Raw genomic sequence first — 20406 nt, forward strand, 5'->3', positions numbered from 1 at the left:
CAACGGTTTCGATCCCTCAGGGACTCCAGTGTGTGAGGAGGTGCCCATGGGGGAGAAGCAGACGCTGGACGAGGAGTTCCAGCAATTCGCGGCCGTTCGATGGCCCAAACTGCTGCGCACGGCCTATCTGTTGACGGGGGAGCAGCACGCGGCGGAGGACTTGGTCCAGTCGTCACTGGAGCGGGTCTATGTGGCCTGGCGCAAGGTGAGCGCCGCCGATGACCGGGACGCCTATGTCAGACGGGTCATGGTCAACGCCCATGCCCGCAAGCACCGTAAGCGGCTCAAGGAGTACCTGTCGGCGCACGACGACACCGGAATCGGCTCCGATCTGCCCGAGCGCGGCGACCGGATCGCTCAGGCCGACGACCGGGCGGCGCTGCTGCGCGCACTGGTCCAACTGCCGCCGCGTCAGCGCGAGGCGGTGGTCCTGCGCTACTGGGAGGACCTGAGCGAGGTGCAGGCGGCGGAGTGCATGGGGTGCTCCGTGGGTGCCGTGAAGAGCAATGCAGCCAGGGGGATCGCGAAGTTGCGCGCCATACCCGCCCTGGCGAACGCAGTCGGAAGCCGAGGGACCTGGTGATGGAAGAAGAGCGGCAGAGCGCGTTGGAGATGGAGCTGGGCGTGGCGCTGGCTGAGGCAGCGGACAGCGTATGGATCGGGCCTGTGCCCACCGCGGCGGTGATGGCCGGGGGCCGCCGTCGCAGGGCGCGCCGCCGGGCGGGAGTGGCAGCGCTGGCAGCGCTGGCCGTGCTACTGCCGGCGGGCGGTTTCGCGGTGGCGGTGGCGACGGACGGCGAGGGGATCAGGAGCGCGGACCGGGTGGCGGCCCCGCCGGCGGTTCCCGGCTTGCTGACGCCGGTGACGGTGTCGTTGGGGACGTTCACGTACCCGGACGGGGCGGTGCGGAAAGCGGAGGTCACGGTGTACGGGGCGCCGCGCACCAAGGAGGAGTCGCTGCGGCAGATCCAGCTCGCGGAGGAACGGGGGGACCTGCCCGGGGGGTTGTCCACTGCGGCCAAGAACACAGAGCCGGGCTCGGAACAGGCTGCCCACACCTTGCACATCGGCAGCATCTGGTACGTCGCCTCCTACGTGGAGGGTGGCGAGCGGCATATGTTCTCATCGTCCTCCGTCAGTCCCGGGGGCAGCAGCTCCCAGGGCAGCGGTGGCGGCGGTGCATACAACCGTCGTGGCAAGCACATCGGAGTGTGGGTGGGCGAAGTCGGAAGCCAGTACGGCGCGGTGGAGATCGGCTGGGGCAGGCAGGCCAAGCTGAGGCCCAGGCTCGTTTCCGTTCCCGGAGTCGCCGACAAGTTCTATGCCGCAGCCATGCCGGAGAAGGCCGGCCCGTTTCACATCACGCTCTACGACAAGGAGGGCAAGGTCGTCTCCCGGCACTGAGCCGGGCAGCGAGGCGGCCGACGGCACGTCGCCGTCACAGCCAGCCCTGCTGACGTGCTGCCCGGACCGCCTCCATGCGGTTGCGGGTGCCCGTCTTGCCGATCGCGGAGGAGAGATAGTTCCGTACGGTCGACTCGGACAGATGCAGGGCCCCCGCTATGTCCGAGACGGTCGCCCCGTCCACCGAGGCGTTCAGCACATCACGCTCCCGCGCGGTCAGCGGACTCGGCCCCGCGCTCAACGCGGCCGCGGCGAGCGCCGGATCGATCACCGTCTCCCCGGTCAGCACCCGTCGAATTGCCTCGGCCAGCTCCTCGACGGGCCCGTCCTTGACGAGGAACCCGGCGGCCCCGGCCTCCATCGCCCGGCGCAGATAGCCGGGCCGACCGAAGGTGGTGAGGATCAGCACCCGGCAGTCGGGCACCTCGTCCCGCAGCTGCGCGGCCGCGTCGAGACCACTGCATCCGGGCAACTCGATGTCCAGCAGGGCCACATCGGGCCGCGAGGTGAGCGCGGCATCGACGATGGCGTCGCCCCGGCCGACCTGGGCGACGACCTCGATGTCCTCCTCAAGCCCGAGAAGGAGGGCGAGCGCGCCGCGCATCATGCCCTGATCCTCGGCGAGGAGGACCCGTACGGACTTGGCGGGCCGATGGTCCCGGGGCATCTCTTCCACGGCGTAAGAGTACGTCCGACCAGCTCATTCGGCGTGTGCAGGTGCTGCTTCGGGTTCCTGCACGGCGTCCACCGGGAGTTCGGCCCGGACCCGGAAGCCGCCGCGCGGGGATGCGCCCGCCTCCAGGGAGCCGCCCGCTGCCGCGACCCGTTCGCGCAGACCCTCCAGCCCGCTACCGGGCGTGCCCGAGCCAACGCCCCGGCCGTCATCCGTGATCACCAGGCGGACCCGGCCGGGGGTCCCGCTGACCTCGATCTCGCAGCGCGACGCCTTGGAGTGGCGTACGGCGTTGGTGACGGACTCGCGGACCACCCAGCTCAGCAGCGCTTCGGTCTGCGGCTCCAACGGCGGTCCCGACTGCCGTACGACCGGCTCGATGCCGACCGTCGTGAGGATGTCGCGAGCCCGGTCGAGCTCTGTGGCCAGGCTGCCTTCGCGGTAGCCGGTCACCGCCTCGCGTATCTCGGTGAGGGCCTGGCGGCCGACGGACTCGATGTCGGTGATCTGGACGATCGCGGCGTCCAGATCCCGAGGGGCCAGCCGGCGGGCGGCCTCCGACTTGACCACGATCACCGACAGCGTGTGGCCGAGCAGATCGTGCAGATCGCGCGAGAAGCGCAGCCGTTCCTTCTCCACGGCACTGCGGGCCAACTCCTCCTTTGTCGCCCGCAGTTCCCTGACCGTCTCGGACAGGGCGAGAACGGCCGCGGTGACCATCGAGGAGATGAAGGTGCCGTACGCGACGTTGACCGCGCCCCATCCGTCGCGCCAGGCGGCGATGCCCCCGGCGGCGAGGCAGAGCGGGAAGACCACCTGGGGAAGCCTGCGTCCGCGCAGTACCGAGCCGACGGCCAGCCCGAGCAGCGGGAAGAAGAGCAGCCACTCGCCGCCGTACGCGATGGCGAGGAAGGAGGTGACACAGGCCAGGGCGACAAGCAACCATCGGGTGGAGGGTGCCTCCCGCGCCTCCTTGACGAAGGCGCGGAACACCACGGAGATATAGAGGGAGTTGAAGGCGAGCAGACCAAGGCCGCCGATCCAGGGGTTCGGGGTCTTGCCCTGGAGGAGGTTGGAGAAGGCCCCCATGCCCATCAGCAGCCACGGCAGCATCGCGAAGCCGTTGGGCGGAACCCCCTCCTCGGGGGCGTCCCTACGCCGCTTCTTCCCGTCGCGCCAGGCGTCCCGCCGAGCCGGCCACTGGGCCTTGAAGGCCGCCATGCGCTCGGTGTACCCCTGGCTTCTCCAGTCCCACTTCCTCCGGCACATCGTCGCTCCCCTCACGCCGTCCTCGCGGACCGACGGTACGAGACCACCGCGTACGAACCGAACAGCAGGGCCCACGCGATCAGCACGGCCACCGTGGTGAGCGCGGGGGCGGTGCCGTCGGTCATGGCGCGGCCCAGCTCGGCGAACCGGTTGGTCGGGGTGTACTCGGACAGGGAGCGCAGCCAGCCGGGGAACAACTCGACCGGGAACCACAGGCCGCCGACGACCCCGAGCCCGACGTTGCAGGCGACGTTCACGACGCCGGTGGCCTGGGCGGAGAGCCGGTAGCCGTTGCCGATGCCGAGAAAGGTGAAGGGGAGCGCGCCGAGCCACAGCGCGACGGCGAGGGCCGCCCACTGCCAGGCGGCCAGGTGGACGCCGTTGACGATCGCGCCCGCGGCGAGGACGGCCACGATGGAGGGCAGGACCACCACCGAGCCGGTGATCGCACGCCCTGCGACGATCTGGCGCGGGCTCATCGGGGTGATCCTCAACTGGCGCAGCCAGCCGAGCGACTTGTCCTCGGCGACACCGGTGCCGCTGGACAGGGCCGCACCGAGCGCGCCGTATGCCGCCATGCCGACCATGGAGGCCCTCTTCCAGTCGGAGGCGTCGTTGCCGATGTTGGTGAAGAGCAGATACATCAGCACCGGCATTCCGATGCCGAAGACCACGAATCCGGTGTCGCGCAGCGTGCGGCGGACTTCCAGCTTGACGTAGGCGAGGGTCATCGCACGGTCTCCAGTTCGGGCGTGGCGGTCAGGGTGAGGAAGACGTCTTCGAGGGAGACGGGGGCGACTTCGAGGCCGCGGATCGCGCCCAGACCGGCGATCGCGACGACGGTCGCGTCCGAGTCGTCCGTACGCAGCCGGGCCCGGTCCCCGCGTATCTCCACCGATACGACGCCGGGCAGCAGGGTCAGTCCTTCGGTGCCCCGCCCGGCCAGGTCGAAGGAGACGAGACTGCCGCCGACCGAGCGCTTGAGCTGGTCGCTGCTGCCGTCGGCGACGACCCGGCCGTGGTCGATGACGACGATCCGGTCGGCGTGGTCGTCGGCCTCCTCCAGATAGTGGGTGGAGAAGAGCACGGTGTTGCCGCGCGCCGCATAGCCGCGCATGGACGTCCAGAAGGCGTGCCGCGCTTCGACGTCCAGTGCCGCGGTCGGCTCGTCGAGGATGATCAGTTCCGGGTTGCCGGCCAGCGCGACGGCGAACCGTACGCGCTGGATCTGGCCGCCGGAGAGCCGGTCGGCGCGACGGTCCGCGAGCTCGGTGAGTCCGGCAAGAGCGAGTGCCTCGGCGACCGGCAGGGGCCGCGGATAGGCGCGGGCCACGAAGGTGATCAGTTCGCGCACGGTCACCCGCGGGATCGGCCGCCCGTCCTGGAGCATCGCGCCGACGCGGCCGGCTTCGACCGCCTGCTCCGGCGCGACACCGAGGATCTCGACCCGGCCGGCGTCGGGCTCGTTCAGGCCGAGCATCAGGCTGATGGCGGTGGACTTGCCCGCGCCGTTGCGGCCGAGGAGGGCGACCGTCTCGCCGCGCCGGATGGCGAGGTCGATGCCGTCGACGGCGCGTACGTCGCCGAAGACCTTGGCCGCTCCGGCGAAGCGCACCGCCCCTGCGGTGTCCGGTGTCTGAGGATGCGTCTGCGTCATGTGGATCACGCTACGGAGCGGGGCCGGGCCCCGGCAGATGCGCATGTACGGACTCGGCAGTGACAAATGTCCCGGGGCCCCGGGACAGCGGTGGCACCTCTTCTGACATGGCGTCAGTAGTCTTCACATGTACTGGAGGCTGCGTTATACATAGGGGCCAACCGACCCTAGAACGCGTTCTAGAACAGGCGCCCGGGCCGGTCCCGTACGACCTCGGTGCGGCCGACGGTGCGGACGGCCGCGCCGAGGTCTTCCCCTCATCAAGGAGCAGCTTCCACATGCCCATTGATGCCGCCAAAGCCGTCGCGGCCGAAGCCCGCAGCACCGAGATCCACTGGGGCCACAAGGACGTCCAGCTCTACCACCTCGGCCTCGGCGCGGGTGTCCCCGCAACGGACCCCGACGAACTGCGCTACACGCTCGAGTCGAAGCTGCATGTGCTGCCCAGTTTCGCCACCGTCGCGGGCGCGAGCCAGGGAGTGGTGGGCGGGCTCTTCGGCCCCGGCCTGGACATCGACCTGGCAGCCGTACTGCACGGCGGACAGACGATCGAGCTGCACCGCCCCATCCCGGTCAGCGGCGCGGCGGTCTCCACCGCGCGCGTCGCCGCCGTCTACGACAAGGGCAAGGCCGCGATCCTCGTCCTGCGCACCGAGGCCGCCGACGACGAAGGCCCGCTGTGGACGAGCGACGCCCAGATCTTCGTACGCGGAGAAGGCGGCTTCGGGGGCGAGCGCGGCCCCTCCTCGCGCCTGGAGCTCCCCTCGCGCGAGCCCGACAAGACGATCGACAAGAGTGTCCGCGAGGACCAGGCGCTGCTCTACCGGCTCTCCGGCGACTACAACCCGCTGCACGCGGACCCGGAGTTCGCCGCGCGCGCGGGCTTCGACCGGCCCATCCTGCACGGACTCTGCTCGTACGGAATGACGCTCAAGGCGGTCGTCGACACGGTGCTCGGCGGGGACGTCGACCGTGTCCGCTCGTACACCACACGCTTCGCCGGGGTGGTCCACCCCGGCGAGACCCTGCGTATCCGGATGTGGCAGCTGGGCGGCAAGGTCCAGGTGTCGGTCACCGCGGTCGAGCGGGACGACGCACCGGTGCTCGCCGACACCATCGTCGAACATTCGTGATTGGAGCCGCACCATGCGCGCAGCCGTACTGCACGAAATCGGGCAGGACAAGCTCGAAGTCCTCGACGATGTCGAGGCGGTGGGCTTCGGCCCGGGGAAGGTGAGGATCCGGGTCCGGTCCACCGGACTGTGCCACTCCGACATCTCGGCGATGAACGGCGTGCTGCCGCAGCCCGCGCCGTTCGTCCCCGGACACGAGGGCGCCGGTGAGATCGTCGACGTCGGCGACGGCGTGAGCACCCTCAAGCAGGGCGACCGGGTGCTGTTGTGCTGGCTGCCCGCCTGCCGCGTCTGTCCCGCCTGCAAGCGCGGCCAGACCGAGCTCTGTCTGGCCGGTTTCATGAACGCGGGCACCCCCAACTTCAAACGCCCCGGCGGTGACGTCTTCGGCTTCGCCGGCACCGGTACCTTCACCGAGGAGGTCGTCGTCGACGCCGGGTGCGCCGTGCCGATCCCCGACGACGTGCCCTTCGACATCGCCGCGCTGATCGGCTGCGGAGTCACCACGGGCCTCGGCGCCGCCATCAACACCGCTGATGTGGCCGCCGGTTCGTCGGTTGCCGTCATCGGCTGCGGCGGCGTCGGCATCTCCGCGATCCAGGGCGCGCGGCTCAAGGGCGCGGCCCAGATCGTCGCGGTGGACCCCGTCGCGAACCGGCGCGAGGCCGGCTTGAGGTTCGGCGCCACGGAGGCCGTCTCGCCGGACGGGCTGGCCGACGCCAAGCAGCGCGTCACCGCGGGTGAGGGCTTCGACTATGTCTTCGAGGTCGTCGGCAAGTCCGCCACCGCCCGTACGGCGTACGAGACGACCCGGCGCGGCGGCACCCTGTGCATCGTCGGCGCGGGCGCCATGGACGACTTCCTCCAGCTCAACATGTTCGAGCTGTTCTTCGACGAGAAGCGGATCCTGCCGTCCATGTACGGCGGCGGCGACGTGCTCACCTCCTACGAACGGGCCATCGCGCTGTGGCGCGCGGGCCGTATCGACCTCGAAGGGCTGATCACCCACCGGGTGCAGCTCGCCGAGATCAACGACGCGCTGGCACAGATGCGTACGGGCGAGGCGCTGCGCACCTGCATCGAGATCTGAAGGGGCTCCGATGTCACTGCCACTCGACGGCCTGTCCGCGATCGTCACCGGGGCGGGCCGTGGCCTCGGGCGCGCCGAAGCGCTCGAACTCGCCCGCCTGGGCGCGAGCGTTGTCGTCAACGACTACGGACGGCCGGGCCGCGACGGCTCGGGGGAGGCGTCGGCGACCCCGGCCGAGGAGGTCGCCGCCCAGATCCGCGAGGCGGGCGGCTCCGCCGTGGCCCACCACGGGGACGTCTCCGACTTCGCGTCCGCCCGTGCACTCGTCGAACTCGCCGTCACCAGCTACGGAAAGCTGGACATCCTCGTCAACAACGCGGGCATCCTGAGGGACCGGATGGTCTTCTCGATGACCGAGAGCGAATGGGACTCGGTCATCCGCGTCCACCTCAAGGGCCACTTCAATACGACCCACTTCGCATCAGTGCACTGGCGCGAGCGCTCCAAGGCCGCGGGCGGGCCGGTCTACGGGCGGATCGTCAACACCTCCTCGGAGGCCTTCCTCGCGGGCTCGGCGGGCCAGCCGAACTACGCGGCGGCCAAGGGCGGCATCGTCGGCCTCACCACCTCGACGGCGCTGGCGCTGGCCAAGTACGGGGTCACCGCCAATGTGATCTGCCCGCGCGCCAGGACCCGGATGACCGAGGACGTCTTCGCGGGCTTCGCCGAACCGGTGAACGGCGGTCTCGACCCGCTGGCACCGGAGCATGTGTCCCCGCTGGTGGGCTACCTGGCCTCGCCCGCGGCGGCCAGGGTGAACGGCCAGCTGCTGGTTGTGCACGGCGGGATGGTGGCGATCGTCGAACGGCCCAGGGTGGCGGCGAAGTTCGACACCTCGAAGGAGGCGTTCAGTTACGAGGAGCTGGACGGGCTGCTCACGTCGCACTACGCGGGCCGCGCGGAGAACGAGACGTTCGGGGCGACGGAGGTCCTGGCCCTGCAGCGAAAATCAAGCCCCGCCGGCGATTGAGGCGCCGGGGGTCCCCCTACGCCCGCAGGGCGTAGGGGGCGGGTCCGGGGCGGAGCCCCGGTGCCGGGTCAGGCTGCCGCGGACTCCGCAGGGCGGCGATGGCGGCCGTGCGCCTGCGTCGCCGCATTCTCCTTGGCCGCACCACCCCGGTGCCTCCCGGCACCTCCCGCCTCGGCCGCCCCCTGCGGCCGCTCCTGGATGGTGTCGGATCGTGCTTCAGACATTGGGAAGTCCCCCGTTGAGATCGCTGACTTACGTGTGGCAAAGCCGAGAGTTTATCCAGGGTCACCACGGCCGGTGAGAGGTGCCTGCTGCAAAGGCACGGGCCGGTAACCAACAAGACCCGCCGCACCCCCGGACGGTTCCCCACCTGCGCATTCCGCTTGTGCCGGTTCCGTGATCACGTCCTTCCCTTCGGTGATCGTGTCGTGTCCGTCGATCCTCGCCACCCCGCACGGCACCGCCCGCGTCGCGTACGGCAGTTGCAGCACCCCGTCGCGGCTCCACAGCCCCGCCCCCGCCAGCCATCCGTCCGGCGCGGCCAGTTGATGCAGCTTCTTCGCCGAGGGACGCCATACGCCCAGCCGGCTTCCCGCCGCCCCGTCGATCCGCAGCGCCACCGCGCAGCTCTCCGGCATCAGTACCTGGCCCGGCTGCACCGCGAACGGTGTCACCGCGCAGTCCGGGAGCCGCAGGCATTCGGCGAAACGCACCGGCCGCAGACTCCCCAGCACGCCCCAGCCCAGCCGGTCGTGCCCCGCCGCGTTGGAGCGGATCAGCAGCAGCCCGCTGTCCGCGTCGGCCAGCAGCAGCCGGTCGTCGCTCTCCTCGGTGATCTGGAGCAGCGGCGTGACCTCCCCGCCCCGCTCCAGATCGACCGCCACCGCCTTCACCGGGCCGCCGTCCACCTGCCCGTCGAGGGCCAGCATCCGTCCCGTACGGTCCAGCCACACCCCGCCGGAGCAGTGGCCGGGCACGTCGGCGACGTACTCGGGGCCGAACGTTCCGCCCGCCACCAGCCAGATCGCCGTCGACGTCGCACCCGGCGCCAGCGCGTACGCGCGCACGCCGTCCGGCGACGGCGGGAGCAGCGTCAGCTCGGCCGACTCGATGACGCCGAGCGGTAGTTCACCCGTTCCCGGCCCGGTCGGATACAGCAGCGAGAAGGCGTGCCGTCCCGCCACCCGCCGCCGGATCAGCACCCTCCCGTCGGCCAGCGGCAGCACCTCGGTGTCGCGTTCCTCGGGCTGGTCCAGCGGCAGCGGCACCGCATAGGGCTCGGGCCCGTCGAGCGTCCAGCGTTCCGGGTACAGGGCCTCACCGACCCCGGTGAGCCGGGCCGCGTATGCGCCGTTCGCGGTGATCGTGAGCCGCGTGGTCGCCGTGATTCCCGTCTTCCCCACGGCTCCGTCCTCCGTGGCGGTCTCCATGGCACAGGCTGTCATCGACTGGTCACCTCCGGCGACGAAGCTAGGTTTCGCACTTCCTGCCGAACAACAGAAGAACCGTCACTTCACACATACGGGTGTCCATGACGGCATTCGCCTGAGGTGGAGCGGGCGACTGTGCTCAGGGGGCTGGTCAAGAAGCCGGTCCAGGAGCCCAGGCGTCCCCGGCCGGAAGGGCTGCCCCAGGAGCGCAGGCGTCTCCGGCCGGAAAGCCGCCCCCGCAGCCCAGGCCACCGGGGCGCGGGGGACAGGTAGCCTTTCCTCCGTGCCCCGTCTGTCTGAAGTCATCGCCGCGCTCGATGCCCTGTGGCCTCCCGAGCGGGCCGAACAGTGGGACGCCGTCGGCACGGTCTGCGGCGACCCCGACGCCGAGGTCAGCCGCGTTCTGTTCGCCGTCGACCCGGTCCAGCAGATCGCCGACGAGGCGATCAAGCTCGGCGCCCAGCTGATCGTGACGCACCACCCGCTCTATCTGCGCGGTACGACGACGGTCGCCGCCTCCCACTTCAAGGGCCGGGTCGTGCACACCCTGATCAAGCACGACGTCGCGCTGCATGTCGCGCACACCAACGCGGACACCGCCGACCCCGGCGTGTCCGACGCCCTCGCGGGCGCCCTGGACCTGCGGGTCACCGGCCCTCTCGTACCCGAAACCGGACTCGGCCGGATCTGCGAGCTCGACCACCCCGAAACGCTCCGCGAGTTCGCGGCGCGCGCCGCCAAGCGGCTGCCGGCCACCGCGCAGGGCATCCGCATCGCGGGTGACCCGGACGCCGTGGTGCGTACGGTGGCGGTCAGCGGCGGCTCCGGCGACGGCCTCTTCGACGTCGTCCGGGCCGCGGGCGTGGACGCCTTCCTCACCGCCGACCTGCGCCACCATCCGGCCTCCGAGGCCACCCAGCACTCACCGCTGGGCCTGGTCGACGCCGCCCACTGGGCCACCGAGTGGCCCTGGTGCGAGCAGGCCGCCGCCCAGCTCGACGAGATTTCCGACCGGCACGGCTGGGGCCTTCGGGTCCATGTCTCGCGCACGGTCACCGACCCGTGGTCCTCCCACCACTCTTCCTCTGGAGCCCCCAACTGAACGCCGCGCCCGCCGACCAGATCCGACTTCTCGACGTCCAGGCACTCGACGTACGACTGTCGCAGCTTGCCCACAAGCGCAAGTCGCTGCCCGAGCACGCCGAGATCGAGTCGCTCAACAAGGACCTCACGCAGCTGCGCGACCTGCTGGTCGCCGCGCAGACCGAGGAGAGCGACACCGCCCGCGAGCAGACCAAGGCGGAGCAGGACGTCGACCAGGTGCGCCAGCGCGCCGTGCGCGACCAGCAGCGTCTCGACTCGGGCGCGGTCACCTCGCCCAAGGACCTGGAGAGCCTGCAGCACGAGATCGTCTCGCTCGCCAAGCGTCAGGGCGACCTGGAGGACGTCGTCCTCGAGGTCATGGAGCGCCGCGAGTCCGCGCAGGAGCGGGTCGCCGAGCTGACCGAGCGGGTCTCCTCCGTGCAGGCCAAGGTCGACGACGCGACCACGCGCCGGGACGCCGCGCAGGAGGGGATCGACGCCGAGGTCGCGTCGGCCACCAAGGAGCGCGAGGTCGTGGCGGGTTCGGTACCGGCGGATCTGCTGAAGCTGTACGAGAAGCTGCGCGTCCAGCAGGGCGGGGTGGGCGCGGCCCGCCTGTACCAGCGGCGCTGCGAGGGCTGCCAGTTGGAGCTGAACATCACCGAGGTGAACGAGGTCCGCGCGGCGGCTCCCGACACGGTGCTGCGCTGCGAGAACTGCCGCCGGATCCTGGTCCGTACCTCCGAGTCGGGGCTGTAGTGCCTGTACTGCGGGAGTTCGTCGTCGAGGCCGACGGCGGTTCCCGGGGGAATCCGGGACCGGCCGGATACGGCGCGGTCGTGCTCGACCCGAAGACGGGGGAGACGCTGGCGGAGACGGCGGAGTACATCGGCATCGCGACGAACAACGTCGCCGAGTACAAGGGCCTCGTCGCCGGGCTGAAGGCAGCGAAGGCGCTCGACCCCGAGGCGTCGGTCCGGGTGCGGATGGACTCCAAGCTGGTCGTCGAGCAGATGTCGGGCCGCTGGAAGATCAAGCACCCGGACATGAAGCCGCTGGCGGCGGAGGCGGGGCGGATCTTCCCGCGGGACCGGGTGACGTACGAGTGGATCCCGCGCGAGAAGAACAAGCACGCGGACCGGCTCGCCAACGAGGCGATGGACGCGGGGAAGAAGGGCAGGCAGTGGGAGCCGTCGCGCTCCACGGCGGAGCTCGACACGCGTGATGCCGAGGCGGCGCGTGTGGTGGGCGACGCGGCGGCGGGCGCGGCGAAGGCGAGGGCGGCGCTGGGCCGTCCGTCCGCCGGGTCCGCGCGGCCGGGCGAGGCGGCCGAGACCGTGGGCGCGGGGGCGTCTGCGCCGGCCGGCGGGCGATCGGCCCTGGCCGAGGCCGGATCCGCGTCTGCTCCGGGCGTCGGGCGGCCGGCCCTGCCCGAGACCGACATAGGATCCGCGGCGGCCGGAGCCACCGAGGAGAGCACGGCCGTCGGCTGGGGACCCGCCGACCTCGGCACCCCCGCCACCTTCGTCCTCCTGCGGCACGGCGAGACCCCGCTCACCCCCGAGAAGCGCTTCTCGGGCAGTGGCGGCACCGACCCCTCCCTCTCCCCGGTCGGCCGCCACCAGGCGGAGGCCGTCGCGTCCGCGCTCGCCGCGCGCGGCACGATCCAGGACATCGTCAGCTCCCCGCTGAAGCGCTGCCGCGAGACCGCGGAGGCCGTCGCGGCCCGCCTGAACCTCGATGTCCGTATCGAGGACGGCCTGCGCGAGGCGGACTTCGGCGCCTGGGAAGGGCTGACGTTCGCGGAGGTGCAGGAGCGGTACCCCGACGACCTGACCGCGTGGCTCGCCTCCCCGAAGGTGGCTCCGTCGGGAGGCGGCGAGAGCTTCGCGACCGTCGCGCGCCGGGTGGCGGCGACCCGCGACAAGCTGATCGCCCGCTATGCGGGCCGTACGGTCCTGCTGGTCACCCATGTCACACCGGTCAAGACCTTTGTCCGCCTGGCGCTGGGAGCCCCGCCGGAATCCCTGTTCCGGATGGAGCTCTCGGCGGCGTCGATCTCGGCGGTGGCGTACTACCGGGACGGCACCGCGTCGCTGCGCCTGCTGAACGACACGTCGCACCTGCGCTGAGCGGGACGGCCCGGTGCGCAGCACGCGCCGGGCCACCCCCGCGCGATCGTAGGAGTATCGCGCCCACCTTCCGCGCTTCCGTACCCCTTGCACCGGATCTAGTGTCAGAGATATGGACAGCGAGAACCTGCTCGGGCAGTTCCTGCGTGCCCGCCGTGCACTCGTGCGGCCCGAGGACTCAGGGCTGCCGGCCGGAAGCCGACGCCGGGTGGCGGGGCTGCGCCGGGAAGAGGTCGCGCTGCTGGCGGGGGTCAGCACCGACTACTACATGCGCCTGGAGCAGGGCCGGGAACGGCATCCGTCGGCGCAGGTGATCGATGCGCTGGCCCGGGCGCTGGGTCTGGACGAGGAAGCGGCAGCCCATCTGCACCGGCTGGCGCGCCCCGCCTCCGGCCGACGCCGTCCGGGCACACGGCGAGAGCGGGTCAGCCCGACCCTGCTGCGCATGATGGAAGGCTGGCACCGCACTCCGGCGGTGGTGCTGGGACGCTGCCTGACCGTGCTGGCCCACAACACTCTGGGCCGGGCCTTGTTCGACGGTCACGCCCACAGCGGGGATCTGGTGCGGCTGGTGTTCCTCGACCCGAACGCGAAAGAGTTCTATCCGGACTGGGAGCGGGTGGCGGTCAACACCGTGGCCGGACTGCGATCGGCGGCCGGTGCCGACTACGACGACGCCCGGCTGATCGAAACGGTCGGCGAACTGTCGCTGAACAGCGAAGAGTTCCGCCGGCTGTGGGCCCGCCACGACATCCGCCGGAAGACCCGCGAGACCAAGCGCTTCCGGCACCCCCTGGTCGGGGAGCTGACGCTGGACTACGAGTCGCTGACCGTCAACAGCGCCCCCGGCCAGCAACTGGTGGTCTACCAGGCCGTCCCCGGCAGCCCGTCCGAACAGGCCCTTTCCCTGCTGGGCAGCCTCAGCGCCGACGAGAGCGCCAAGGCTCCGTGGCCGTCGGAGAACGCATCCCCCAGCGAACGGTGAGCATGCCGGCCGCTCGCGGACGACATGGACCTGGACGTCACCTGAGCGCGGCCGCTTCCGCCGCCAGCGTCTCGACCCGCGCCCAGTCCCCGGCCGCGATCGCGTCCGCCGGCAGCATCCACGTACCGCCGACGCAGCCCACGTTCCGCAGCGCCAGATACGCGGACGCGGAGGCGAGCGAGATCCCGCCCGTCGGGCAGAAGCGGGCCTGAGGCAGCGGTCCCGCAAGGGACTTGAGATACGCCGTGCCGCCCGCTGCCTCGGCCGGGAAGAACTTCATCTCGCGCACCCCTCGCTCCAGCAGCGCCACGACCTCCGAGGTCGTCGAAACCCCGGGCAGAAACGGCACGCCCGACGCCTTCATCCCGTCCAGCAGCCGCTCCGTCCACCCGGGGCTCACCAGGAACCGCGCCCCTGCCGCCACCGCCGCGTCGACGCCCTCGGCGGAGATGACCGTGCCCGCGCCGACGAACGCCTCCGGCACGTCCGCCGCGATCGCGCGGATCGCATCCAGCGCGGCCGGCGTCCGCAGCGTCACCTCGATCGCGCGCAGACCGCCCGCGACCAGGGCCCGCGCGAGCGGTACGGCATCGGTGGCGTCCTCGATGACGACGACGGGAACGACGGGCGCACGGTCCAGGACAGAGGGCACGGAGGTCATGCCCCCATCCTGCCGGTCGCACTGCGCACCACGCAACGAGCGTTGCACACACTGCAATGCGTCAGTGGATCTCCGAGACGACGACGTCGAGCGCCCATGCCTTCCCGGCCTTCAGGGGCGCCTGCGCCTCCACCACATGGCCCAGCTCCCGCAGCGCCTCCACCAGCGCCTCCGGCGACTTCGGCGCGGCCCCCGCCTCCAGCAGGCTCCGTACGATCCGGCCCTTCGTCGCCTTGTTGAAGTGGCTGACCACCGACCGTTTCTCGACCCCGTCGACCAGCTGCGAGTGCAGCACCCGGACCGTCGCCGTACGACCCGCCACCTCCCCCTTCGGCTTCCACGCCGCCGCGTACGCGGAAGAACGCAGATCGAGTACGAGACCGTCACCGGCCGCCTCCGGCAGGACGGACGCCATCGGCTCACGCCAGTACGCACCCAGCGCGCCCAGACCGGGCAGCTTCACCCCCATCGAGCAGCGGTAGGAGGGAATCCGGTCGCCGATCCGCACCGCGCCCCAGAGCCCCGAGAAGACCAGCAGCGACTGCCGGGCCCGGCGGCGCGCGTCCGGCTCCAGAGTGGCCAGGCCGAGCGCGTCGTACAGCACACCCGTGTAGATCTCCCCGGCAGGCCGGGTTCCCGCGGTCCGCAGCTCCACGTTCTTCGCGATCTCGCCGCGCAGGCCCTCGCTCAGCCCGAGGACCTCGCGCGCCTTGTCCTCGTCGGCGGCGCACAGCTCGACCAGTTCGTCCAGCACCGCGGCGCGCGCTCCGGCAAGACCCGGCAGCGACAGGGACTCCGGCTTCAGCGGAGCGCCGCGCCCGGAAGCGGCCTTACCCTCCGACGGCGGCAACAGCACGAGCACGGCAAGTCTCCTTCGTACGTACGGGGGCAGGGGGTGCGGCCCCCGCGCCAGCGTACGGGGTGCCAAGGTCCCCACCCCGCCATACGCTCGGTCCATGCCCCGCCGCCATGTGCACATGACCGGCGCAGCCGAGGCTCCGCTGCGGGCCGCCCTCCGGGAGCTGCGTACGACGCTCGACCTGCCGGAGGGCTTCCCGCCCGACGTCCTCGCCGAGGCGGAAGCCGCCGCCAGGGCCCCGCGCCTGCCCGAGGCGGACGCCACCGACATCCCGTTCTTCACCATCGACCCGCCCGGCTCCGTCGACCTCGACCAGGCGATGCACCTCGCCCGTCGCGACCGGGGCTACCGGGTGCGCTACGCGATCGCCGACGTCGCGGCCTTTGTCGCACCCGGCGGCGCGCTCGACGCCGAGGCACACCGCCGCGTACAGACGCTGTACTTCCCGGACGAGAAGGTTCCGCTCCATCCGGCCGTGCTCTCCGAGGCCGCGGCCAGCCTGCTGCCCGACCGGACCGCACCCGCGCTGCTCTGGCAGTTCGACCTCGACGCCGAGGGCCGCACGGTCGCGACCGAGGTACGGCGGGCGATGGTACGCAGCCGGGCCAAGCTCGACTACGCGGGGGTGCAGCGGCAGATCGACGCGGGCACCGCCGAGGAGCCGCTCGCGCTGCTCAAGGACATCGGGCTGCTGCGGGAGCAGTTGGAGATCGAGCGCGGCGGGATCTCGCTCAACGTCCCCGAGCAGGAGATCGTCGAGCGGGACGGCAGGTACTCCCTCGAATACCGCGCCCCGCTTCCCGCCGACGGCTGGAACGCCCAGATCTCGCTGCTCACAGGCATGGCCGCGGCCGACCTCATGATCGCGGCCGGGGCCGGCATCCTGCGTACGCTGCCCACCGCCCCGGGCGGCGCGGTGGCGCGGCTGCGGCGTTCGGCCGAGGCCCTGCGGATCGACTGGCCGCACCATGTCTCCTACGCCCAACTGGTCCGCTCCCTGGACCCGGAGAACACCCGCCATGCCGCCTTCCTGCAGGACTGCACGACCCTCCTGCGCGGCGCGGGCTACAGCGCCTTCACGGGCGGTGAGCTGCCCTCGCCCGCGGTCCACGCGGCGGTGGCTCACGAGTACACGCACTGCACCGCGCCGCTGCGGCGGCTCGTCGACCGGTACGCGGGCGAGCTGTGCGTGGCGGCGGTGGCCGGCCAGGAGCCGCCGGAGTGGGCCCTGGCCGCGCTGGAGGTGCTGCCGAAGGAGATGGCGGCGGGCTCGCAGCGCGCCAACACGGTGGAGCGGGAGTGCCTCGACATCGTCGAGGCGGCGCTGCTGAAGGAGCGGGTCGGCGATGTCTTCGACGCGTTCGTGGTGGATGTGAAGGAAAACGAACCGGCGGTCGGCACGGTGCATCTGGAGGACCCGGCGGTGGTGGCACGGATCGAGGGCGGCGGGGCGGAACTGCCGCTGGGGGAACGGCTGCGGGTCAGGCTCACCCAGGCGGACCCGGGTTCGGCGAAGGTGCTGTTCACGCCCGCGTGAGCTCGGCCGGGCCGGGCCCGCTCGGGCGCGGAGCCTGGTCGACCGGCGCCCCGCGCTTCGCCCCCGGGCCTGCCGGGTAGCATGGTCACCACGGCAGACGAGCCGGGCGGACGGCCGCGTGGAGATCTTCTGGATCTCCTCGAGGAACGTCCGGGCTCCACAGGGCAAGGTGGTGGGTAACGCCCACCCGGGGTGACCCGCGGGACAGTGCCACAGAAAACAGACCGCCGGGGACCTCGGTCCTCGGTAAGGGTGAAACGGTGGTGTAAGAGACCACCAGCGCCTGGGGTGACCCAGGCGGCTAGGTAAACCCCACCTGGAGCAAGGTCAAGAGGGGCCGCCGTAAAAAGCGGCCCTGCGCGGACGTTCGAGGGCTGCCCGCCCGAGTCCGCGGGTAGACCGCACGAGACCGGCGGCAACGCCGGTCCTAGATGGATGGCCGTCTCCCCGGCCGCCGCGAGGCGACCGGGCGACAGAACCCGGCGTACAGCCCGACTCGTCTGCCGCCTGCATTTCAGCAGGTCAGGGCATGTTCTTCGCGCCCCCTCCGGCGTACGCGCCGGGCCGAAGGGCGGCTGGTGCGGTGACCGCGCAGCGATGCCTGATCCGACTTGGCGCATTCGCCGGTCAACTACCTCAGTCTTCGTACGGGTTGTGCGGGGCAGGCACCACTCTGGCCCGGCTGATGTCGATGAACGGGATGACGCCGTCGTTGACGGGGTCTCTCGTCTGTCTGGTGGTGTAGGTGCCGGTGACTTCGAGCCAGGTATCGGGTTGCAGGATGGGGGGAATCTGTCCGGACAGGCCGATCTTGACTGGTTGGGCGTCGGCAGCACAGCAGTTGAGGACCATGCGTGTGAGGTAGGGCGCGCCGCTGCGGTCGAGGGTGATGAACCCGGTGACGCTGATCCGCCGGCCGCCCAGGGAGCGTCCGTGGTCGTAGACCGCGCGACCGGCGTAGTCGACGACGGTGAGTCGGAGAGGGTCGCCGGTGGGAAGGGTGGGGAAGCCCAACGGCGCTTGAAGGGCCGTGCCGGTGCGCATGGCGCTGTAGGAGCCCAGTGCGGGTGGGGCGACCAGGATGAGAGCGACCAGGGGCAGGACGAGGAGCCACGATATTCGTGGTTCGTGGTGGGCGTGGCCGCCCTGGTCGTCGTGCTCACGCTCGGGCTGGTGCTCCGGGGTCGCGCGCGGCCGTCTCAGTTCATGCCAGACGGTGGCAATGGCGGCGGCGATCAGGACGATGCCGGCCACGATCAGCAGCGGGCGCAACCCGGCCTTGACGTAGCGCAGACAGAGGTCGGTGAAGCTGGCGCGCAGCACCGCCCCGCCGACGAGGAACAGCACGGCTGCCTGCGCCTGCCGGTTCACAGCAGCACCGCCCCTACCAGGGCCGATATCAGGACGGCCACGGTGAAGGTCGCGGGGGCGAACCGCAGCGCGAACCCGCGGCCGAACGTGCCGGCCTGCATGGCGAACAGCTTCAGGTCGATCATCGGTCCGACGACGAGGAATGCCAGCCGGGCGGTGAGCGAGAACTGGGACAGGGACGCGGCCACGAACGCGTCGGCCTCGGAGCAGATCGACAACAGCACCGCAAGGATCGCCAGGGCGAGGATCGACACCACCGGGATAGTGGCCGCGGTGTGCAGCCAGCTTGCCGGTACCACGGCTTTGAGCGTTGCCGCGGCCATCGCGCCGACGACGAGGAAGCCGCCGGCGTGCATCACGTCGTGCCGTACGGATCCCCAGAACGCCGCCCCCTTGCCGAGGCCGTCGGGCGACGGTCGATCCGGTGGGCGCAGCCAGTCGGTGCGGCCCAGCCGCTGCCACAACCAGCCCATCGCGCATGCCACGAGCAGACTCGCCACGAACCGGGTGAGGACCATCTCGGGGTTGCGGGGAAAGGCCACGGCGGTGGCGGTCAGCACGATCGGGTTGATCGCCGGGGCGGACAGCAGGAACGCCAACGCTGCCGCGGGGGTGATGCCCCGGCGCACAAGTGCCCCGGCCACCGGCACGGAGGCGCACTCGCAGCCGGGCAGGACCGCCCCGGCCATCCCGGCGACCGGCACCGCGAGGGCGGGCCGTCTCGGCAGCGCGCGGGCGAAGAACGACGGTGGGACGAACACCGCGATGATCGCCGACAGCAGCACGCCGATGACGAGGAAGGGCAGGGCCTGGAGGACCACCGCGACGAACACGGTCATCCAGCTCTGCATCACCGGCGCGGACAACCCCCGGCGGATCGGCCCCTGCAGCGCGACCACCAGGAGCAGCAGCATGGTCAGGACGAGGGACGAGTTGAACTGCCAACCCTGCGGATCGTCGGCGTCGCGGTGGTCAACCCGGGTCGGGGCTGCTTTGGTGGCCACGGGTGAGGTACCTCCGGTAGGGCAGGGCTTCGTGGGTTGGTTCCAGGTTGGTTCCCCTCCACCCTTCAGTACGCCGGTTCAGCCACAGCTTCTCACCCTGCGCCGAGACCCTCTCAAGTGGGCGCCAAGGGCCGCCCGACCGACACATACCGCCCGCCCACCCCCGCCAGCGCGGCGAGCACGGCGTCATTGGCCTCCCGGCTGCCCACCGTGAGCCGGATTCCCTCGCCGGGGTAGTGCCGGGCCGCCACGCCGCCGGCGGTGAGCGCGGACGCGCAGTCCTCGATCGGGTCGGGGGCGGCGAGCCAGAGGGAGTTGGCGTGGCTCGGGCGTATGTGCCGGCCGAGGCCGAGGAGTTCGCGGCGGAGTCGTTCGCGTTCGGCGACGAGGGTGTCCACGCGGCGGCGCAACTCGTCGTCGGCACGCAGTGAGGCCTCCACCGCCGCCGCTGCCACCCCGTTGATCCCGAACGGCAGCTGCTGCCGGCGGATCCGGGCCACCAGGTCGGGGCTGCCGAGCCCGTAGCCGACCCGCAGGGCCGCCAGGCCGTACGCCTTGGAGAAGGTGCGCAGGACCAGCAGGTTCGGGTGCGCGCCCAGCAGCGCCCGAGAATCCGTCAGATCGGTGTCGCGGGCGAACTCGATGTACGCCTCGTCGAGCAGCACGGTGACATGTTCGGGGACCTGCCGCAGGAACGCGGACAGCGCGTCCGCGGTGATCAGGCTTCCGGTGGGGTTGTGCGGATTGCACAGCACCACGACGCGGGCCCGGGCGTGGAGCACCGCGAGCAGGGCGGCAAGGTCCTGGCGGCCGTCCGGCAGCAGCGGTACCGGAACCGACTGGGCGCCGACCATGGCGGTCAGCAGGGGATAGGCGTCGAAGGTGCGCCAGGCGTAGGCGACCGTGTCGCCGCGCCGGACCACCGCCTGAAGCAACTGCAGCGCCACGCCCACCGATCCGCTGCCGACCGCAACGCAGTCGGGGGCCACCCCGCACCAGTCGGCGATCCGCTCGGTGAGCAGGTCCGGGTGGAACTGCGGGTACCGGTTGGCCTGCGCGACGGCACGCCGCATCGCCCTGCGTACCGACGGCAGCGGCGGGTACGGGCTCTCGTTCAGGGCAAGCCGGTGCAGTACGGGGATGTCCAT

General features: G+C 71.4%; 21 protein-coding genes and 1 other RNA gene. 11 read left to right on the forward strand and 11 right to left on the reverse strand.

The window, feature by feature from the left end; all coding sequences use genetic code 11:
• Window positions 1-46: 46 nt before the first annotated feature.
• Both ACI2LP_RS29535 and ACI2LP_RS29540 read left to right on the forward strand, forming a co-directional pair.
• Window positions 47-583 carry a SigE family RNA polymerase sigma factor gene (locus ACI2LP_RS29535; protein ID WP_404727581.1) on the forward strand — a complete coding sequence of 179 codons (537 nt, stop codon included), beginning with the start codon at window positions 47-49 and terminating at the stop codon, window positions 581-583.
• The gene (locus ACI2LP_RS29540; protein WP_404727582.1) at window positions 583-1404 is read left to right on the forward strand and encodes a hypothetical protein; all 822 of its coding nucleotides are present in this window, start codon (window positions 583-585) and stop codon (window positions 1402-1404) included. The genes ACI2LP_RS29535 and ACI2LP_RS29540 overlap by 1 nt, the downstream gene beginning before the upstream one ends.
• Window positions 1405-1438: 34 nt before the next feature.
• On the opposite strand, the gene ACI2LP_RS29545 is transcribed toward ACI2LP_RS29540, so the two are convergent.
• From ACI2LP_RS29545 to ACI2LP_RS29560, 4 genes are read right to left on the reverse strand one after another with little or no spacing between them, the layout of a single operon-like run.
• Entirely contained in the window at window positions 1439-2071 is a 633-nt protein-coding gene (locus ACI2LP_RS29545; RefSeq protein WP_360874871.1) for a response regulator transcription factor, read from the reverse strand.
• Between the two features lie 33 nt (window positions 2072-2104).
• Entirely contained in the window at window positions 2105-3298 is a 1194-nt protein-coding gene (locus ACI2LP_RS29550) for a sensor histidine kinase (RefSeq protein WP_404727583.1), read from the reverse strand.
• Window positions 3299-3357: 59 nt separating this feature from the next.
• Window positions 3358-4077 carry an ABC transporter permease gene (locus tag ACI2LP_RS29555; RefSeq protein WP_404727584.1) on the reverse strand — a complete coding sequence of 240 codons (720 nt, stop codon included), beginning with the start codon at window positions 4075-4077 and terminating at the stop codon, window positions 3358-3360.
• Window positions 4074-5003 (reverse strand): ATP-binding cassette domain-containing protein, encoded by a 930-nt coding sequence (locus ACI2LP_RS29560; protein ID WP_404727585.1) that lies wholly within the window; start codon window positions 5001-5003, stop codon window positions 4074-4076. The genes ACI2LP_RS29555 and ACI2LP_RS29560 overlap by 4 nt, the downstream gene beginning before the upstream one ends.
• Window positions 5004-5281: 278 nt before the next feature.
• Between ACI2LP_RS29560 and ACI2LP_RS29565 the strand changes: the two genes are divergently transcribed.
• From ACI2LP_RS29565 to ACI2LP_RS29575, 3 genes are read left to right on the forward strand one after another with little or no spacing between them, the layout of a single operon-like run.
• The gene (locus tag ACI2LP_RS29565) at window positions 5282-6136 is read left to right on the forward strand and encodes a MaoC/PaaZ C-terminal domain-containing protein (protein ID WP_404727586.1); all 855 of its coding nucleotides are present in this window, start codon (window positions 5282-5284) and stop codon (window positions 6134-6136) included.
• Between the two features lie 13 nt (window positions 6137-6149).
• The gene (locus tag ACI2LP_RS29570; protein WP_404727587.1) at window positions 6150-7226 is read left to right on the forward strand and encodes a Zn-dependent alcohol dehydrogenase; all 1077 of its coding nucleotides are present in this window, start codon (window positions 6150-6152) and stop codon (window positions 7224-7226) included.
• Between the two features lie 10 nt (window positions 7227-7236).
• Complete coding sequence (locus ACI2LP_RS29575; protein WP_404727588.1) at window positions 7237-8196, forward strand: 3-oxoacyl-ACP reductase; 960 nt, start codon at window positions 7237-7239, stop codon at window positions 8194-8196.
• A gap of 68 nt (window positions 8197-8264) precedes the next feature.
• On the opposite strand, the gene ACI2LP_RS29580 is transcribed toward ACI2LP_RS29575, so the two are convergent.
• Together ACI2LP_RS29580 and ACI2LP_RS29585 are read right to left on the reverse strand one after the other, a co-directional pair.
• Complete coding sequence (locus tag ACI2LP_RS29580) at window positions 8265-8420, reverse strand: hypothetical protein (protein ID WP_404727589.1); 156 nt, start codon at window positions 8418-8420, stop codon at window positions 8265-8267.
• A gap of 51 nt (window positions 8421-8471) precedes the next feature.
• The gene (locus tag ACI2LP_RS29585; RefSeq protein WP_404727590.1) at window positions 8472-9641 is read right to left on the reverse strand and encodes a hypothetical protein; all 1170 of its coding nucleotides are present in this window, start codon (window positions 9639-9641) and stop codon (window positions 8472-8474) included.
• A 268-nt stretch (window positions 9642-9909) separates the two neighbouring features.
• On the opposite strand from ACI2LP_RS29585, the gene ACI2LP_RS29590 reads away from it, so the two are divergent.
• From ACI2LP_RS29590 to ACI2LP_RS29605, 4 genes are all read left to right on the forward strand, one after another.
• Window positions 9910-10728 (forward strand): Nif3-like dinuclear metal center hexameric protein, encoded by an 819-nt coding sequence (locus ACI2LP_RS29590; protein WP_404727591.1) that lies wholly within the window; start codon window positions 9910-9912, stop codon window positions 10726-10728.
• Window positions 10725-11468, forward strand: a complete 744-nt coding sequence (locus ACI2LP_RS29595; protein WP_404727685.1) for a zinc ribbon domain-containing protein — start codon at window positions 10725-10727, stop codon at window positions 11466-11468. Before ACI2LP_RS29590 ends, ACI2LP_RS29595 begins: the two co-directional genes overlap by 4 nt.
• Window positions 11469-11476: 8 nt before the next feature.
• Complete coding sequence (locus ACI2LP_RS29600; protein WP_404727686.1) at window positions 11477-12841, forward strand: bifunctional RNase H/acid phosphatase; 1365 nt, start codon at window positions 11477-11479, stop codon at window positions 12839-12841.
• A gap of 112 nt (window positions 12842-12953) precedes the next feature.
• A complete protein-coding gene (locus tag ACI2LP_RS29605; RefSeq protein WP_404727592.1) occupies window positions 12954-13826 on the forward strand; it encodes a helix-turn-helix transcriptional regulator in 873 nt (290 codons plus the stop codon).
• 37 nt (window positions 13827-13863) lie between these two features.
• Here the strand turns inward: ACI2LP_RS29605 and eda are convergent, their stop codons facing one another.
• Both eda and yaaA read right to left on the reverse strand, forming a co-directional pair.
• Window positions 13864-14487 carry a bifunctional 4-hydroxy-2-oxoglutarate aldolase/2-dehydro-3-deoxy-phosphogluconate aldolase gene (eda, locus tag ACI2LP_RS29610; RefSeq protein ID WP_404727593.1) on the reverse strand — a complete coding sequence of 208 codons (624 nt, stop codon included), beginning with the start codon at window positions 14485-14487 and terminating at the stop codon, window positions 13864-13866.
• 61 nt (window positions 14488-14548) lie between these two features.
• Complete coding sequence (gene yaaA / locus ACI2LP_RS29615; protein WP_404727594.1) at window positions 14549-15349, reverse strand: peroxide stress protein YaaA; 801 nt, start codon at window positions 15347-15349, stop codon at window positions 14549-14551.
• A 94-nt stretch (window positions 15350-15443) separates the two neighbouring features.
• Here yaaA and ACI2LP_RS29620 point away from each other — a divergent pair, with 94 nt between their 5' ends.
• Both ACI2LP_RS29620 and rnpB read left to right on the forward strand, forming a co-directional pair.
• Window positions 15444-16883 carry an RNB domain-containing ribonuclease gene (locus ACI2LP_RS29620; RefSeq protein WP_404727595.1) on the forward strand — a complete coding sequence of 480 codons (1440 nt, stop codon included), beginning with the start codon at window positions 15444-15446 and terminating at the stop codon, window positions 16881-16883.
• Window positions 16884-16981: 98 nt separating this feature from the next.
• Window positions 16982-17386: RNase P RNA component class A (gene rnpB / locus ACI2LP_RS29625), an RNA gene on the forward strand.
• A gap of 133 nt (window positions 17387-17519) precedes the next feature.
• Here rnpB and ACI2LP_RS29630 read toward each other — a convergent pair.
• The 3 genes from ACI2LP_RS29630 to ACI2LP_RS29640 form a co-directional block, all read right to left on the reverse strand.
• The gene (locus tag ACI2LP_RS29630; protein ID WP_404727596.1) at window positions 17520-18254 is read right to left on the reverse strand and encodes a TIGR03943 family putative permease subunit; all 735 of its coding nucleotides are present in this window, start codon (window positions 18252-18254) and stop codon (window positions 17520-17522) included.
• A complete protein-coding gene (locus ACI2LP_RS29635) occupies window positions 18251-19258 on the reverse strand; it encodes a permease (RefSeq protein WP_404727597.1) in 1008 nt (335 codons plus the stop codon). Before ACI2LP_RS29635 ends, ACI2LP_RS29630 begins: the two co-directional genes overlap by 4 nt.
• A 113-nt stretch (window positions 19259-19371) precedes the next feature.
• Window positions 19372-20406: a histidinol-phosphate transaminase gene (locus tag ACI2LP_RS29640; RefSeq protein WP_404727598.1), complete on the reverse strand. Its 1035-nt coding sequence runs from the start codon at window positions 20404-20406 to the stop codon at window positions 19372-19374.

The sequence above is a fragment of the Streptomyces sp. NPDC019890 genome, from assembly GCF_044903445.1.
Taxonomy (GTDB): domain Bacteria; phylum Actinomycetota; class Actinomycetes; order Streptomycetales; family Streptomycetaceae; genus Streptomyces.